This is a genomic window from Sphingopyxis solisilvae, assembly GCF_015475875.1.
Classification (GTDB): domain Bacteria; phylum Pseudomonadota; class Alphaproteobacteria; order Sphingomonadales; family Sphingomonadaceae; genus Sphingopyxis; species Sphingopyxis solisilvae.
Genome location: NZ_JADKYM010000015.1, coordinates 42,069 through 59,412 on the forward strand (window position 1 = coordinate 42,069; position 17,344 = coordinate 59,412).

A 17,344-nucleotide genomic window follows, 5' to 3' on the forward strand; every position below is an offset into this window, starting at 1 on the left:
CAGTCTGGCACAGCCTAGTCCCTCCGCGGATTTTTCCGTGTGAGGGCGCGCTTATACGTCGTGCCGACGTGGCTTTTGAAGTGTAGATGGATTGCCGAAATGGCAATCTTCCACCTCTCGGTCAAAGTCATCAGCCGCGCTGTGGGGCGCAGTGCTGTCGCGGCTGCCGCCTATCGTTCGGCCGAACGGCTGCACGATGAACGGCTCGACCGGGCGCATGACTTCACGAACAAGTCGGGCGTCGTGCATTCGGAGGTGATGCTGCCCACGAACGCGCCGCAACAATATCGCGATCGCGGGCAGCTCTGGAATCATATCGAGCGCATCGAGAAGCGCAAGGACGCGCAGCTTGCCCGCGAGGTGGAGTTCGCGATCCCGCGCGAAATGAACCAGCAGCAGGGCATCGAGCTGGCCCGCGACTTCGTGCAATCTGAGTTCGTCGATCGGGGCATGGTCGCCGACCTCAATGCCCATTGGGACATTGGCGCCGACGGGCTCACGAAGCCCCACGCCCATGTCATGCTGACTATGCGTGAAATCGTTGTTGGCGAGGACGGCGAAGCCGGTTTCGGCAGAAAGGTCCGCGAGTGGAACCGCACCGAACTTGTCGAGGAGTGGCGCGAACGCTGGGCCGATCATGTCAATGCCCGCCTAGCCGGACTAGATATCGATGCGCGCATCGATCACCGCAGTCTCGCAGCGCAGGGCATCGACCTCCAACCGCAGGACAAGATCGGTCCCGCCGCATCGCGCATGGAGGACCGCGGGCTCGAGGCCGAACGGCTCGCCGAGCATCGCCAGATCGCCGAGCGCAACGGCGCGCGGATCATCGCCGATCCGCGCTTGGCGCTCGACGCGATCTCGCACGGCCAAGCGACGTTTACCAACCGCGATCTGGCGATGTTTGCGGACCGCCACAGCGACGGGCGCGAACAATTTGATGCGGTCATCGGCGCGGTGCGATCATCGCCCGACCTGATTGCGCTCGGTCAGGACGGACGCGGCGAGGATCGGTTCACCTCGCGTAACATGATTGAGGCCGAACAGCGACTTGAACTCGCGGCGGATCGGCTCGCCAGGCAGTCGGGCCATGGTCTCCCGGCCGCATCTTTGCAGAGAGCCGCTGACACAGCCGGGAGTGTTGGCTTGCTGCTTGGTCGCGAGCAGCAGGCCGCTCTGAAGCATATAACGAGCGGGCAGGATCTTGCAATCGTCATCGGCTATGCCGGAACGGGCAAAAGCGCGATGTTGGGACAGGCACGCGGAGCATGGGAGAACGCCGGGCTGGAGGTGCGCGGGGCCGCGCTGTCGGGCATCGCGGCCGAGGGTCTTGAGAACGGCTCGGGCATTGCCTCGCGCACGATTGCCAGCCTTGAACATGGTTGGGCGCAGGGCCGCGATCTTCTCACCACTCGCCATGTGCTTGTCATCGACGAGGCCGGCATGGTGGGCACGCGCCAGATGGAGCGCGTGTTGTCGCACGCTGCCGATGCCGGCGCCAAAGTCGTGCTGGTCGGCGACCCGCAGCAGCTGCAATCGATCGAGGCTGGCGCAGCGTTCCGCGCGCTCCACGAACGGCATGGCGGTGTTGAAATCACCCAAGTGCGGCGCCAGCATGAAGGCTGGCAGCGCGAAGCCACGCGCGCGCTGGCCACGGGCCGCACCGGCGATGCGATCCGCGCCTATGATGAAGCGGCTATGGTGCGCGCCGCCGAGACGCGGGAAGCGGCGCGCACGGACCTCGTTGCGAAATGGGATCGCGACCGGAAGCGCGATCCAGACGCCAGCCGCATCATCCTCACCCACACCAATGACGAAGTGCGCGCCCTCAATGAAGCGGCGCGAGACCGGATGCGCGCGTCGGACGAGCTTGGCGCCGATGTCGCCGTCAAGGTCGAGCGCGGCGATCGGATGTTTGCGTCTGGCGACCGCGTCATCTTCCTACGCAACGAGCACAGCTTGGCCGTCAAGAACGGGACCCTCGGTACGATCGGACGGGTCAGCGAGCGCGGCATGACGGTGACCACCGACGACGGTCGGTCGGTGGCGTTCGACCTCAAAGATTATGCCCATATCGATCATGGCTATGCGGCGACGATCCACAAGGCGCAGGGCATGACGGTGGACCGCACCCATGTGCTGGCAACGCCGGGGATGGATAGTCACAGCGCCTATGTCGGGCTCAGCCGTCACCGTGACGGTGTGAGCCTCCACTATGGCCGCGATGACTTCAAGGATCAGGGCAAACTGGTTCGCACTCTCAGTCGCGAGCGCGCCAAGGACATGGCGGCGGACTATGCCAAGGCGGACCCGGCGCGGGCATTTGCGGAGCGGCGCGGGATAGTCATGCGCGAGCGAATCGTTGAAGCCGCGCAAAAGCTTCCCGGGACCCTGTCCCGAGCGGGTCGAGGGATTGCCCGGCAAGTCCCCGAGATGGCGCGCAGCATCTTTGCCGGGTTCAAGCCGGTCGTTAAGCGCGCCAGCGTCGAACCGCGCGATAGCTCGCGAACGACCGACCAGCGCCGCGCGGTCGAGCAATACGCCCGCGCGCAAGCTGACATCAACCGGATGCGCGACAAGGAGCTGCCGGTGCTGCGGCATCAGCAGGATGCGCTCGCGCGCGCTGGCGATGCGCTCGGCGCAATCGGACCGCACGCGCGGGCCGATCTGGCGTCGGCGTTCGAGCGCCAGCCCGAGCTGGTTGCGCAAGCGGCGCAAGGCAACAGTCAGGCCGCGATCCGCGCGATGCAACTCGAAGCCGAAGTCCGCACCGATCCGGCGCGCCGCGCCGATCGCTTCGTCGAGGGCTGGCAGAAGCTCCAGCAGCAGCGCGAGCGGTCGCTCACCAAAGGCGAGCAACGCACCGCCAGCCGCCTGTCCGGCGAGTTGGGCGCGATGGCGAAAAGCCTTGAGCGCGACGCGCAGGTCGAATCGATCCTCAGCGCCCGAAAGGCGGCGCTCGGCATCGACGCGCGATCGGTGCGCCCGATCGGGCAGGAACTCGCGGACATCGCCGGGCTCGGTCACGGGCGATCGCGGGGAATTGGTATCGGAATGTAGGAGAAGACACATGCGTGAGCAGGTAATAGTGGATCAGGATCCCGCCACCGCGGCGTTCACCCGCCTCGAAGGCGAAGTGGCGTTGATGCGCCGCGCGGTGGAGCAGCTCGCGGCCGAGAAGGCCGACATCCACATCCCCGATTACAGCAACACGCTCGGCGAGCTGTCGAAACACCTCGGCTCCGCAGCACAGACGCTCAAAGTCATTGTCGCCAAGCCTGCGATGGAGCTGACCCCCGAGGATGTGGCGGGGCGCATCGATCGCGCCGTGCGGCAGGCGCGTGAGGCTGCGGAAGGCGAAATGCAGCGGGCGCAGGTGCGGTTCGACAATGCCGCATATGAACTGCGCGGTACGATATCGACGCTGCGGGCAGCGCATGAGCAGCGCCTCCACCTCATTTGGGCAGTGGGCGGCGGCATTGTCGCCGGGTGCCTGATCTGGTCGATCCTGCCGGGCGCTTTTGCCAGGGCGCTGCCGGATCGGTGGCAGCTGCCCGAGAGAATGGCGGCGCATATCGTCGGTGCGCCGACGATATGGGAAGGCGGCGTGCGGCTTATGCAGGCTGGCAGTCCGGAAGCTTATCGGGCAATTTCCGCCGCGGCGGTGATGCGCCACGACAATAAGGACAAGATTGCCGCCTGCGAAAAGAGTGCAGCGAGGTCCAAAAAGTCCGTGCGCTGCGCTATACAGATTAAGGAAAATTCCTACGGATCAGAGATCTGAATAGGCAGTATCCCGTAACTAGATTGGAGTTGGCGCCGCGCTTTCGACCACATTCAGCTCTGAAAATTACGCCCCACTTGGGCGGCAGGCGTTCTGCACTAGGCTCACGGACGAGGCCAATCGACTATTGCGCGTTATCCTCCGATAATCAGCGCATGCAGTCCGAGATTTTCGAATTCATGACGTGCCGCAGCACTTCAAGATCGTTCAAAACGGCATTGGGATCCCTTTCTCGAGCCGTCCGCAACGCCTGCTTGAGCCAAGGACTCATCGCGGGGTGAGCAAGAATCCATGCTATCTGTTCGTCTGATTTCAGCGGATATTTCTTGGAAGGCTCTGGAATCATGACTTTTTTGCTCCGTTACTAAGCGCGTTAAGGATTGCATTGGCCGCAGCTGCCAGGGTCAGCGCTGACAGCTGCCATTGGTCGCTCGACACGGTGGTCGCATAGGATGCAGGACATCACTTCCGCTCGGATGGCGTCTGTCGGGCCGTGGCACCAAGAACACGGTAGCCCGGTTAGCCGCCTCGTGACCGCGAACCCAGGTGCAGCGCATACCGGGCACGAACTGCGATAACGCCGCACCAAGTCCAGGGTCGCGCGTTTGATCCCTCGCATTCGCGTCGGATTGCGGTGAGCCCGCATGTCGGTTTCGATGAAGGCTTTGCCGCATGCACCGATTACGCGTTCGACAGCGTCGGTTAGATCGTTCGCATCCGCGATATCTTTGAACAGGGCTAGTTCAGGTGCAGGCCGACCGTCCTGGCAACCAATGACAAGAAGACCGTGTTTCGGGAATTCGACCCGCGACGCAAATTCCAGCGCCGATTCCACGTTCGAGACCACCGCATGGCTAAAGTTGGTTTCCAAGCAAGCATGGTATCCGATCACTTCTATACCTTGAGCCCGATCAGCGAGCATGACGATCTCGCGCGCCAGCGGCACAAAGGCTATATAGGGGTGCGGACCGAAACTGCCCTCGCTAGCAATCGCAACAGTAACTTCAGGCGTGGCAGCGAATGCCGCGAAGATCTTGGCCCGCGCGGCATCGATCTGCGTGCCAGTCCGCTTCACGTCACGACTGAATGTGCCGAACCGGTCGGTATCGATTTCGCCGTTCACCGTTACGTGCAGGCCCAGCGCGCGCTTTAGCAGCGGTTGGATAACCCGCTCTTTGCCGTGCATCGTTGCCAGCACCGCCCGTTCGTCGTCGTAGGGTCGGACAGCGGGGCGCATTGCTAGAAATACCCCTCACGCTTTTTTTGTTCGAGTGACCCTCCATCGTCGCCGTCGCTGATCCGCCCCTGCCGCTCAGACGCCGACGCGGCCAACGTCTCCTGCACGACGGAGCGAAGATCAGTCGCCTCGGATTCGACCGCCGCAGTCACCGGCCAGCAACCAAGCGTTCGAAAGCGCACCGTCTTGATTTCGGCAGTTTCGTTCGCACGAAGCGGCATTCGGGCGGCGTCATCGATGACAATCAGCCCCCCGTCGCGCAGGACGACGCGCCTTTCTGCTGCGAAGTAGAGCGGCGCCAGCGCAATATCATTCGCCAGCGCATAAATCCAAATATCGGCTTCGGTCCAATTCGATAGCGGGAACACGCGTGCCGACTGATTATTTACCAGCCGGGTATTGTAGAGATTCCAAAGCTCAGGACGTTGCTGGCGAGGCTCCCAAATATGCCCTTTGGCGCGGACCGAGAAAAAGCGCTCCTTCGCCCGCGACTTTTCTTCATCGCGGCGCGCTCCGCCGAAGACGATGTCAAAGCCGCCCAGGTCGAGAGCAGCTTTGAGCGGCTCAGTGCGCATTTCCAGCGTATAGCGGTCACCATGATCAAACGGGTTCAGGCCAACGGCGCGCCCTTCCTCGTTAACGTGGACGATCAGTTTGAATCCGTGTTCGCGGGCAAAGGCGTCACGGAAGCGGAGCAGCGACCGGAATTCCCAAGTCGAATCAATATGCAACAACGGAAACGGCGGGCGGCCTGGAAAGAAGGCGCGCAGCGCCAGATGCGCCAGCACGGTCGAGTCCTTGCCCGCCGAGAACAGCATCACCGGCTTGCGGGCTTCGGCAACCGCTTCGCGCAGGATGTGGATCGCCTCGGATTCTAGCCGTGACAGATGCGAGAGTGTTGCGGTCATTCGACCGCCGCCCAGGCCAGTCCCCCGGCATAGCGTCGGATCGTGCGGCCGTCCTCATCGATCCGGAACAGATGCACCCAGCCATTGTCGACGAGCTCGAGCACACTCGCATGAGCGGCTATCGTCTGGCTGAGCACCTCCTCGGGCGCTTCGATGAAGACGTTTAGCCGGAGCGGCTCGTGGACGAAGCGCTCGCCGTCATGCACCGACTGCCAGGGCAGCCCGACCTTGAGGTCGCCGGAATTACCCTCCAGCACCCCCAATTGCCCGACCACATTGTGAAGCACCTTATTGCCGCTGCCGAAAGCCCGGTTGTTCACGGTGGAGCCGTAATATTGCAGGTTGATCCAGCTTGCGACGACCATCGGCGCGGTCATGATCAGTTCGAGGACGCCGAACCCATCATCCTTGCGCCAGTCATAGTCGTGGAGGAAAGCGCGGCCCCCGAGATCGAGCCCGCGCGTCCGCGCCCGCGGCGCGGCGATGAAGGCGGCGTTGCCAGCGAGCCCCCATTCAGGACGGACCTGCGCCCAGTCACGGCTGCGCGCTTTCACCGCGCGATCAACGTCCGTCGTCTTGTCGATCCCGAGTCCCAGCGCGCGTTCGGCGCGCGCCATCGATGAAGCGGTGGTCAGTGCCGTGCTCAGCGCCGACAAATCGGCCGCGTGGGTGGCAGGGAGGTCATCAGCGTCGAAGATGCGAACCTCGTCGGTCGTGGTGTCGTGCAGGCAGCCCAGGAACCAGGTGTCCTCGGGGATATCGATCCCCTTGCGGGCGAGGCCGGAGCGCACGGCAGGGTCGTTGAGGATGGCCGCCGCGACGCGGGCGTTCGCCTCGCCGGTGTGGCCGCCGCACGCGCCGCAATCGAGGCCCGAGGCATGGGGATTGTTGACCGTCGTGCTGCCGTGCCCAGCGAGCAGCACCAGCCGTGCGAAGTCTTGCGTCATCGACATCGCGCGCAAGACAGCCTCAGCCATCGCGACGCGCTGCGCGTCGTCGAAGCCGGTCAGCCGGCCACCCACCGGACGCGATTCCAGACTTGGACCGATCCTACCGATGACGTTCTCGTCGAGACCATCGGTGTTGGGATCGCTGACCGTCCGCGTGAGGCGCGCGCTGTCACCGACGAGTTTGCCGGCGAACAGCAACCCCGCCGTCTCGACATAGGTGAACGACGACACCGCCGAGAGCTTGAACGCCTTCCACGCCTTGGCCGCCCGGCGACGCATCAGACGGCGCCTGAGGATATTGGTCTCCTCGGGCTCGGAAGCGCCGGTGACCGCCTCGCAGACGACGAAGGCAGGTTTGAGCAGTACCGGGCACTGCGCGCCGCCGGTGTCGCGGCCGATCGGTACATATTCGATCGGGAAGCCGAAGAAGCCAGCGAAGCCGATGGTCTCGGCATCGGGACAGACGGTTTCGAACGCCCGGCGGTAGACTTCGGAGCGCACGTCGATGCAGAACGCTGCCTGGAAAGGCTTGCGCGCGCCCTTCGGGGGCGCGGGGGAAGCGAGGTGCTGCTGGAGTCGCGCCAGCAACTGACGCTGATACCCGGCCTCATAAGCTCCGTGCAGCATCAGATCGACGGCCAGCTCGGGATCGTCGCCGAGGCGCTCGTCCTCCGGCAGCGCGGCGGCCTCAGCCATCGCCTTCGACCACGCCGTCCTGAAGTCGGGGTCCGCGCGTTCGAGGAACAGCGCATAGCCCCACACCACCCGGATCGCGAGCAGCTGCACCAGGGTGTCGTCGTCACGCCCGTAAAGCGCGTTGTCCCAGACACGGTAGCACGCATAGGCGGCCCAGCCGCCGATATCGATCAGCGCGCGGTGCAGATAATCCTCGACCGCGCGATCGGGGATACCGAGCGCGCCGACGACCGCGGAGATTGCCTCGCGCGGATCGTCGGCCAGGGCAGCGACGGCTTCGCGGAAGCCCCTGATCCCCATCGTCTCGGGGTTGCGGTCAAATCGCATCGCCGCGCGCCAGGCGGCGTAAGGCGGCAACGCTCGCGACGGCAGCTTCCAGGCTGCCTGGCCCTCGTCGAAATAGGCCGCGCACCACTTCGAGATCTCGTCGATCATGAACGCCGTGCGCGAGGCCTGACGGTCGCCAGCCGCCAACGCGTCGAGAACTTCAGCGACGGTCGCGACGACCGCTTTCGGCCTCTTCGTCTCAGGATCTCGCGCAGCAGACCGGCGCAGCGCAGCAGTATCGCTCGCCAGCGCCGCATAACCGGACGTGTCGGCGATCGCCACCTCCAGATCGCGATCTTCGATCCGTCCGGCCGCCAGCGCTTCACGGTAGAATGTGCGCGGCATCAGCATGTCGACGCCGGCGACACGGCGCAGCGTCGCGCATGTCGCCGCGAAGCTCTGGTCGCTGAAACCGAGGAATGGATTGACCGCCACGAAGTGCTTGAGCGGCCAAAGCGGCGCGATCTTGTTGCACGCCCGGTCGATGGCGGCGTCGATCGCCGACCGTTGCGGGCAGCTGGATGGCTCGACATCCTGTGACGGGCTCAGCTCATCGATCGCGACGGCGACGGCATGGCTCATGAAGGAACTCCGCTGACAGGGGTCGAGGGAACGATCGCATTGGGCGGCGGCGGGCTGGGCCAGAACCGCAGCACCAGCCGATTGGCGAGCGAGTTGACGTAGAGGCCGTTGGCGAGGTGGACGTAGATGGCCTGCCAGCGCGGCGCGTCCGCCTTGCCAGGCAAGACGCTCTGAAAGACTGTCACCGCCGCAAAGGCGAGCACGACCAGGGCGATGATGACGAGATCGAGCGGGCCGCGCAGTGCCTGCACCGGGGGCAGCGACCCGGCGAGCAAATGCTCCACCGCCCATTGCAGCCCGAAATAGGCGAGCGACACCGCGACTGCGAGCGCCACAGTGCGGGCGACCACATAGAGGTTCGGCCGCTCATCGAAGGCCTGGGTGATGAGGTGCGAGAGACCGAGCATCACGACCGCGCCGAGCGCGAACACCCCCGGTTGCGCGGCAATGGTAGCGCCGAACAGCGTCCCCACCACCAGCGCCGCCGCCAGCACCAGACCAACGATCATCGCCATGCGCGCCGGGTGCGGCTGGCCGCCGGGGCTCGGCGACCAAGACGCCCGCGCCAAGTCGATGACGCTGCCCGACGAGAGGAAGGCGTGCGCCTTGTAGAGTGAGTGGGCAACGATGTGCAGCAGCGCGGCGGCGAAAGCCCCGAGGCCACATTGCAGCATCATGAAGCCCATCTGGGCGATGGTCGAATAGGCAAGTGAAACCTTGACGCTGGTCTGGGTCAGCATGACGACCGAGCCGAACAGCGCGGTTACGCCGCCGACGATGACGAGCACTTCCATCGATGGCGCCGAGAGCGAGATGACGTCGGCTAAGCGCAGCACTAGAAAGCCGCCGGCGTTGATGACGCCAGCGTGGAGCAGCGCTGACACCGGCGTCGGTGTCTCCATCACCTCCGTGAGCCAGCCATGCAACGGGAACTGGGCGGACTTGAGCAGCGCTGCCACGACCAGGAGTAGCGCGACCGCGTGGATCGCGGCTGGAATGTCACCGCCGAGGCGCATCGCTTCGGCGCCGGCGAAGAGGACCGCATAATCGAGGCTGCCGAAGGCTTGTTGGAGCAGCACCATCGCCGCGATCAGGCAGAGATCGCCGAGGCGGCTGGCGAGGAATTTCTTCCGCGCGGCGAGCACCGCCGCCTGTCGCTCGGGATAAAACAGCAGCAGCTTGTTCAGCCCGAGGCTGGTCGCAATCCAGGCCAGCGCGAATTGGAACAGATTGCCCGATACAATCAGCAGCAGCACCGCCGCGAGCGTCAGGCACAGCCACTTGGTAAAACGGGCCTGCCCACGGTCACCGTCGAGATAGTTGCGGCTATAAAGGACGACGATCAGGCCGACGAAGGCGACCAGCGCGAACATGATCGCGGCCAGGGTATCGACATAGAATCCGACGCCGACACCTGCGACGCCGATCGTGCCTGTCGCCAGGGTGCCCTTGACCGCGATGCCAATGCCCGTGGCCACAGCGAGCGCCAGCGCGAAGCCTGCGCTCAACGCCGCACCCCCTCCGACCCGGCTCTGACCCCACTTGACGCGGTCGGTCGCCAATCCAGCGACGGCGAGCGCGATCGGTCCGAAAGCGAGGCACCAGGTAAGGTTCGGCATCATGGTCGTCTCCAGCGAGAAGCGACCTATCAATTAACGCCACATGCCGGTTCTAGATAATACAAAGATTGCGTAACATCGTTCGTTTTTGTAAAAGCAATTAATGCCAACTCTCAACTATCATCATCTGCGCTATTTCTGGGCCATCGCCCATGAGGGAAGCCTCACGCGCGCCGCGGAGCGGCTCAATCTGTCGCAATCGGCGCTCTCGGTGCAGCTCGGCAAGCTCGAACTCCAGCTCGGCCATCCGCTGTTCGACCGAGCCGGCAAACGGCTTGTCCTTACCGAGGCCGGCCGCATCGCCCTCGATTATGCAGATACCGTCTTCCAGGCCGGAGACGAGCTGGTAAGCACGATGAAGGGGCGCCCAGTGGATCGGCGGCAGGCATTTCGGGTCGGCGCCTTGACCACGCTCTCCCGCAACTTCCAGCTGGAGTTCCTGAGTCCACTGATTGGCCGAGACGACGTTGAACTGATCATCCGTTCAGGCAATATGCGCGATCTGCTCGCCCAGTTAGAGGCCCATACGGTCGATGTCGTGCTCGCGAACAGCGCCCCACAGCTTGATGCCCGGTCTGATCTTCGCAGCCATCTATTGGCTCAGCAACCGGTTGCGATTGTTAGGCGGCCGAGTGCCGAATCCTTTACATTTCGCTTTCCTGAAGACCTACAATCCCAACCGATCTTACTCCCAAGCTTGGATAGCGAGATCCGGGTTGGGTTCGATCGAATCGTCGAACTCGCTGGCGTGCGCCCGCTCATCATTGCCGAGGTGGACGATATGGCTATGTTACGGCTTCTCGCCCGCGACGGCGAAGGGCTAGCATTGGTGCCACCGATAGTGGTGCGGGACGAGCTGGCGGCCGGTCTGCTGGTAGAGGTCTGTCCCATCCCGAACCTTAGCGAAACCTTTTACGCCATCACGCAGAAACGCCGCTTCCCCAATCCCCTACTTGCGGACCTGCTCGCGTGCGCAGCTAAAGACAAATGATCACGCCGGTCTGGTCGAACTCGACGTGAGTCGCCCGTGACGTGACCTCTATCTTTCCTCCAGCTGCAACCAGAGACAGAGGGGTGTTGTCGCGCATACGCGCAGGTGAAGCAACGGGCGATGCTAAGCTGCTGAACCGGCTCTGCCTTCATGGCGCTGCACTGCAATTCGGCCTGCGGACGGGCATTTGGTCAACCACAGTGCGTGGAGGGCGGGAGCTCAAGGCACTCCCGCCCTCTCGGCTTGCCGTCAGAACTTCACGCGAGCAGTAAAGCGCGCGTTGATCGGCGCGCCGGGCGTGATGTTGTTGTTGTTGTGCGCGTCGGAGAAATAGGTCTCATCGAGCAGGTTCTCGACGTTGACCTGGAGCTCGATCCGCTCGTTCGCCTTGAAGAACAGCGCGGCGTCCACGCGGGTAAAGGCAGGCAAGCGGGTGGTGGCTGCCGATGTCCGGATTGTGGCGAACTGGCTCGACTGATGGATAACGCCGATGCCGGCACCGACGTTGCTGTTGAAATCATAGCGATTCCACAAGGCGAACTGGTGCTTTGGAACCTGCGCCAACCGGACAAAGCCGTTCCCGCGAAGCTGTGCATCCTGATAGGTATAGCCGCCGCTCACTTGCCAATTGGACGTGATCCGACCGGTCATCGCCAGTTCGGCGCCCTTGGTCCGCGTCGCGCCAACGTTGATCGTCGCGGTGACATTGTTCGGATCGGGGGTCGTCGCATTGGTGCGGTCAAGTTGAAACAGCGCGAGCGTGGCATTGAGATCGGGCCGGATGTCCCACTTTGCACCGACTTCATAATTGGTGAAGCTCTCGGGCGCGAGATTCTGCTGGGTCGCCGACATCGCCAGGAACTGGTCGCCCGAGCGCGGCAGGAAGGACTTGCTGTAACTGCCGTAGACCGAGATATTGTCGCGCGGCTTCAGGATCAGGCCGACGCGCGGGGAAACCTTCTCGTCGGTGCGCGCGAAGGGTCGCGGCGTGCCGATCAGATCGGTGCCCTTGATCTTGAACCGATCGTAGCGCAGGCCGACCACCAGATCGACATGCGCACCGAAGCTGATCTGGTCCTGCGCATAGGCCGAGAAGAATTGCACGTCGGACTCGGTGTTCCGAGCGAGCGCGCCAAAGCGGACCGTCGGATAGACGATATTGGCGAGGTTGAGCGTGCTGCTCGACAGCGTACCGTTCCGGCGCTGGTTGGTGGAATCCTGATCGCCATATTCGAGGCCGAGCAGAAACTTGTTGCCGATCGATCCGGAGTTCACATCCAACACTAAATTGCTCTGGGCGATGAAATTCTCGCGCGTCGTCGGATCGGTATAGCTAGACATAGCGACGGTGCCGCTCTGCCCGGTGGCGGCGCCATTGGCGAACACATTGGTATAATATTTGTCATAGTCGCCATAGAGCAGCGTAGTCGACCAATTCAGGTTTTCGGCCAGTTCGCCATCGAGCCGGGCCTTGACGATATGCGCTTCCAGGCCGGCGCGATTGACGCCGGGCGTGCCGAAGAAGGTATCGCGATAGCCTGTGATCGGGCGATTGGGCTGGCCTGCCACGGTCGCCATCGACGGCACGCCGCGATCGGTGACGCGATCGTCGTTCACATATTCATAGGACAGGCCCAGATTCCATCGGCCCAGATCGACCGCGAAGTAGGGATTGATCGCGAAGCGCTCGCCGCCGAAGAAATCGCGGTGGCTGTCGAGGCTCTCGTAATTCGCATTGAGACGCAGCGAGGCATTGCCGCTGACCGGCGCATTGATGTCCGCCGAGACATCCCACGCGCCGAAGCTGTTGACGCTGGCCGTGCCGCCAATCGCCAGCGCATCGGCCGACGGTGTCTTTTGCACGCGGTTGATGATGCCGCCGCTACCGCCGCGCCCGAAGATCAGCGCGAAGGGCCCCTTGAGGATCTCAACGCGTTCGATGTTATAGAGACCGCGATAATATTGGACGTCGTCGCGCACGCCATCGATGAAGAAGTCGGCGGTCGTATTCTGGCCGCGCAGCGTGATCTGGTCGCGATTGCCCTCACCCTGGCCGATGGTGGTACCCGGCACATAGCGCAGGACGTCGGCCATGCTGCGCGGCGCCTGATCGTCGAGTCGCTCTCGGGTCACGACAGAGATCGACTGCGGCACATCGAGCAGCGGTGTATCGGTCTTGGTCGCCGTGACCGAATTTTCCGCGAGATAGCCATCCGTCTTGCCGGTGACGATGATCGTGCGACTGTCGTCCGACTCGGCTTCGGCCGCCATCGCGGCGATTGGAAACGCAAGCACGGCAGCCGAGAATAGCAATCTGGATTTCATGAACTTCCCCCTGAGAGTAGCGATTATCGCGCGCCTCTACAGATAATGCGATTGATTAGCAATATTAAGCAGCAGTGAGGAAAATGGGGTGCACTGACGGCTAAATTCGGCCGTGCATTCCCCCGATCGCCATCGCCTGGCGGCTGGGTTTCACGCTTGCATGATGGTTGATGCTCCCGGGGGCATTCCGTCACCGCGCTTCTGCTCGAGGAGGTAGTCCCAGACTGCTACCGGCGAACCGACGACGCGCTGACGTGCTCCCGGACACTTCGGCGAACTTCCCGTCACAATTATCGACGTCCGCTTTCAAACGCTTGCAGGGTAGTCAGAAAGGCAAGGATCAAGCGAAGGCAGTCGATCCTCCAGTTGGCAGGAGTGCTCAAATGACGGCTTCCAGCGAGCTATAACATACGTGTCCCCGGGAAGGCCGGGATGACGAGACTGAGAGGTAGCCCCTGTGTCGGGATTTTTGACAAGTCGCGGCGGCGGTAAGAAATCGCTAACCACCATGTCCCGCACAAATCCGTCGTCGCGTCAAATTGGCACGGCGATTGAATAGTATCAGATGTTCCCGAGTGTTCCGCTCAATGGAGCGGTGGGGGGCATCGGTCTGGTCCCTGATGCCCCCTGCCCCCACCGGGAAATCCCCACTTGCCCCCGATGCAGACGGGGGGCGGAGCGGCCGAACGGCCCCGCCCCCCGGACGCTTTTACGCTTCGGAAAATTTGCCTGTTCTGACGCCAGGTTCAGTCGGCCGTGGCGGGAATGCCGCTGTTCGTCGCGCCAACTTGCCGGATATTGTCGGCGACGGGCGGCAGCTGGAACGGCACCGGCATCGGCGGCAGCTGGGTCAACCGGTCGGCAAAGATCAGGCGTCCCGGTCCCAGCTTGTAGAGAATCATCGGCAGCAAATCTTCGCCGAACACGAAGCAGCCTTCGCTGCGCCCGAGCTTGCCCTGCGTCGCGATCAGCGACGGGTCGGCATACCAGGCACCGTGCACCACGATGGCGCGCACATCGGCGTTGTTGTTGTCGGGCTCCAGTCCGGCGAGCCGCATCGACGAGCCGTTGGCGCCCCAATAATAATCGCTGGTGCGATAGGCGCCGCGCGAGGTCGCCAGACTGCCGACGCGGTTCGAAAAGCTCTTCAGCCATCCGTCGTGCTGCGGGTCGGATCCGCGGCCGTGGGTGACGGGGAACATATCGATCTTGCCCGCCACCATGTCGACCAGCGCGAACCGCGGACGCGATGACGGCAGCCCGAAATCGACGATGCCGACGCGGTCGGTCTGCGGAATATGGCGGCTTTGCATCGCCAGTTGTTGGCGCGCGACCGCCAGATAATCGACCGGCGGTGAAGTAGGCGCCACAGGTTGCCGCACCCAGTCGGGCAACTGCGCCCGCACCGGCAGCGCCGCAACGGCGCCTGCCCCGGCCATCCCGGCCAATAGCGTCCGGCGATCCACAATCTTTTTCACGTCAACCCAACCCCGCATCGGTCGCCTGACGGCGATTCTTCGATGCTTTCTTAGCCGTCAACCGGCGAGGAAAGGCAAGCAGGTGGTTCCGCTCCATGCGGGAAGATGTGGCATATTTGCCATGAACGGCGGGTTAAAGCGGCAGAAGCCCTGTTACGCCCAGCGATCTGCGGATTATGCACTTGCAAACCATTTGCAATATCACTAGTTGGCGCGATCCATTCCATCTCGACCAAGGGAAATTTTCGTGACGTCAGTTTCGGTTCGTATGGCGCTGATCGCCGCCGCCAGCAGCAGCCTTGCCGCGACCGCGGTTGCCGCGGAAGATACGGCGGACAGCGCACCCGGCGGCGACGATATTGTCGTCACCGGCTATGTCGCCGAGGGTCTTTCCGACGCCCGCACCCCCCTGCCCCTTGTCGATACGCCGAACAGCGCGACCGTCGTGACCGACCAGTTGTTGGCCGAACAGGGTCGCCGGACGCTGCGCGACGCGCTGCGCAATATCACCGGGATCAGCTTCCAGGCCGGCGAAGGCAATCCGCCGGGCGGCGGCGACAGCTTTTCGATCCGCGGCTTTGCGGGCCGCGACGACGTTTATGTCGACGGCCTGCGCGATCCGGGCAATTATTTCCGCGATCCGTTCAACGCCGACCGGTTTGAAGTGACCAAGGGGCCGGCCTCGGCGATTGCCGGACGCGGCAACATCGGCGGCTCGCTCAACATCGTGTCGCGCCAGCCGCTGCTCGAAAACCGTTACGGCGCCGAATTGTCGGCGGGTACCGACAAATATTTCCGCGCTACGGTCGATGGCAATTTCGTCCTCGACGAAGCCAACGGCGTGGCGCTGCGGATCAATGCCGTCGCGCACCGCAACGACGAACCCGGCCGCGATCGCGCGAAAAGCGAGCGCTGGGGTGTGAACCCGGTGCTCGGTTTCGGCATGGGCGGCGACACGCAGGCGACCGTCGGCTATTTCTTCCTGCGGCAGGACGACCTGCCCGACATGGGCATTCCCAACGGACGCAACCGTTCGCTCGCGGGGTCGGGTTTCGAGGGGGTCGCCGCGCCGGTGCGCCGCCGCAATTACTACGGCTATTCGACCGATTATCGCGATGTCGAGACGCATATCGCCTCGCTGATCGTCTCGCACCGCTTCAATGATTCGGTCGCGGTCAGCAACAAGCTGCGCTGGGCGCAGACCGACTATGCCCAGTCGGCCTCATCGCCGCGCTTTGTCGGCAATGTGACGACGCTGGGGCCGGCGACCGAAGCCGTTGGCAACCGCAAGTTCCGCGACCAGCGCGACGAGCTGTTCGTCAACCAGACGCAGCTCGAACTGACGCTGGGCGGCGACAGTTTCCGGCACAATATCGTGGTCGGATTCGAATATGCCGACGAACTGACCAGCAACCGGCGCCAGCTCGACGCCGACGGACCGCGGTTCAACCTGTTCAATCCCGCCTTCCTCGCCGCGACGCCGGTTGCCTATAACGGCACGACCGCGCGCATCGATATGGACACCAAAAGCCTGTATCTGTTCGATACGGTCGAGATCGGCGACCGGTTCCGCATCGTCGGCGGCCTTCGTCACGACTGGGTCGATACGCGGGTGCGCGGCATTGTCGACAGCGGCTTGACCGTCCCCGGCTTTGCCACCGACCTGTCGCGCCGCGACAGCGAGTTCAGCGGCAACGCCGCGCTGGTGTTCAAGCCGAGCGCGAACAGCAGCATCTATTTCGGCTGGGGCACCGCGTTCGAACCATCGGGCCGCGCCGAGGTCGTCCAGCTCGCCGGCGGCAACAACAATGCGCCGGTCACCGCAGCCAATTTCAACGTGAAGCCCGAACGCAGCCGTTCGTATGAACTGGGCGGCAAGCTCGAACTGCCGGGCGGGCTGTTGCTGAGCGCGGCGCTGTTCGAGATCACCAAGACCAACGCGCGCACCCCGGGCGTCAACCCCGGCGATCCCGCGGTGGTGCTCGACGGACGCCAGCGGGTTCGCGGCATCGAATTGCAGGCGGCAGGCGAAATCCTGCCCGGCTGGGATATCTTTGCCGGTTACACACATCTCGACGGCGAGGTCCGCGCCTCGAACATTCCGGTGCAGGTCGGCCTGCCGCTCGACAACACGCCGCCGCACAGCGCGACGCTGTGGACGTCGTTTGCGGTGACCCCGGCGCTGCGCATCGGCGGCGGCGTCCAATATAATGGCAAGCGCCGTTCGGATATTCCGACCAGCCTGACCAGCGGCAACATCACGATCACGGCACCCGCGTATACGGTGGTCGATGCCTTTGCCGAATATCGCCTGACCGACAACGTCAAGTTGCGCGCCAATATCTACAACATCGGCGACAAATATTATTTCCAGTCGCTGGGCAGCGGTCAGTCGATCCCCGGCCCCGGCCGGTCGGGTGTGCTGACGCTCGCGCTGGACTTCTGAT

General features: G+C 63.5%; 11 protein-coding genes. 4 read left to right on the forward strand and 7 right to left on the reverse strand.

Annotated elements, in window-relative coordinates:
- Window positions 1-99 precede the first annotated feature (99 nt).
- Window positions 100-3,060 carry a Ti-type conjugative transfer relaxase TraA gene (traA, locus tag IR187_RS11610; RefSeq protein WP_194954771.1) on the forward strand — a complete coding sequence of 987 codons (2,961 nt, stop codon included), beginning with the start codon at window positions 100-102 and terminating at the stop codon, window positions 3,058-3,060.
- A 10-nt stretch (window positions 3,061-3,070) separates the two neighbouring features.
- The gene (locus IR187_RS11615; RefSeq protein ID WP_194954772.1) at window positions 3,071-3,784 is read left to right on the forward strand and encodes a DUF6118 family protein; all 714 of its coding nucleotides are present in this window, start codon (window positions 3,071-3,073) and stop codon (window positions 3,782-3,784) included.
- 148 nt (window positions 3,785-3,932) lie between these two features.
- Here the strand turns inward: IR187_RS11615 and IR187_RS11620 are convergent, their stop codons facing one another.
- From IR187_RS11620 to IR187_RS11640, 5 genes are read right to left on the reverse strand one after another with little or no spacing between them, the layout of a single operon-like run.
- On the reverse strand, window positions 3,933-4,130 hold the full coding sequence (locus IR187_RS11620) for a hypothetical protein (protein WP_194954773.1): 198 nt from the start codon (window positions 4,128-4,130) through the stop codon (window positions 3,933-3,935).
- A 27-nt stretch (window positions 4,131-4,157) separates the two neighbouring features.
- Window positions 4,158-5,021 carry a DUF6671 family protein gene (locus IR187_RS11625; RefSeq protein WP_194954774.1) on the reverse strand — a complete coding sequence of 288 codons (864 nt, stop codon included), beginning with the start codon at window positions 5,019-5,021 and terminating at the stop codon, window positions 4,158-4,160.
- Window positions 5,022-5,023: 2 nt separating this feature from the next.
- Window positions 5,024-5,929 (reverse strand): sulfate adenylyltransferase subunit CysD, encoded by a 906-nt coding sequence (gene cysD, locus IR187_RS11630; protein ID WP_194954775.1) that lies wholly within the window; start codon window positions 5,927-5,929, stop codon window positions 5,024-5,026.
- The gene (locus IR187_RS11635) at window positions 5,926-8,484 is read right to left on the reverse strand and encodes a YbcC family protein (protein ID WP_194954776.1); all 2,559 of its coding nucleotides are present in this window, start codon (window positions 8,482-8,484) and stop codon (window positions 5,926-5,928) included. Before IR187_RS11635 ends, cysD begins: the two co-directional genes overlap by 4 nt.
- Complete coding sequence (locus IR187_RS11640) at window positions 8,481-10,106, reverse strand: NADH-quinone oxidoreductase subunit L (RefSeq protein ID WP_228765870.1); 1,626 nt, start codon at window positions 10,104-10,106, stop codon at window positions 8,481-8,483. The genes IR187_RS11635 and IR187_RS11640 overlap by 4 nt, the downstream gene beginning before the upstream one ends.
- 100 nt (window positions 10,107-10,206) lie before the next feature.
- On the opposite strand from IR187_RS11640, the gene IR187_RS11645 reads away from it, so the two are divergent.
- Window positions 10,207-11,094: a LysR family transcriptional regulator gene (locus IR187_RS11645; RefSeq protein ID WP_194954777.1), complete on the forward strand. Its 888-nt coding sequence runs from the start codon at window positions 10,207-10,209 to the stop codon at window positions 11,092-11,094.
- Between the two features lie 249 nt (window positions 11,095-11,343).
- Here IR187_RS11645 and IR187_RS11650 read toward each other — a convergent pair whose 3' ends face one another.
- Both IR187_RS11650 and IR187_RS11655 read right to left on the reverse strand, forming a co-directional pair.
- Complete coding sequence (locus IR187_RS11650; RefSeq protein WP_194954778.1) at window positions 11,344-13,419, reverse strand: TonB-dependent receptor; 2,076 nt, start codon at window positions 13,417-13,419, stop codon at window positions 11,344-11,346.
- Window positions 13,420-14,165: 746 nt separating this feature from the next.
- Window positions 14,166-14,897 carry a murein L,D-transpeptidase catalytic domain family protein gene (locus tag IR187_RS11655; RefSeq protein ID WP_194954779.1) on the reverse strand — a complete coding sequence of 244 codons (732 nt, stop codon included), beginning with the start codon at window positions 14,895-14,897 and terminating at the stop codon, window positions 14,166-14,168.
- A 247-nt stretch (window positions 14,898-15,144) separates the two neighbouring features.
- Between IR187_RS11655 and IR187_RS11660 the strand changes: the two genes are divergently transcribed.
- Window positions 15,145-17,343 carry a TonB-dependent receptor gene (locus IR187_RS11660; RefSeq protein ID WP_194954780.1) on the forward strand — a complete coding sequence of 733 codons (2,199 nt, stop codon included), beginning with the start codon at window positions 15,145-15,147 and terminating at the stop codon, window positions 17,341-17,343.
- Window position 17,344: the final 1 nt, after the last annotated feature.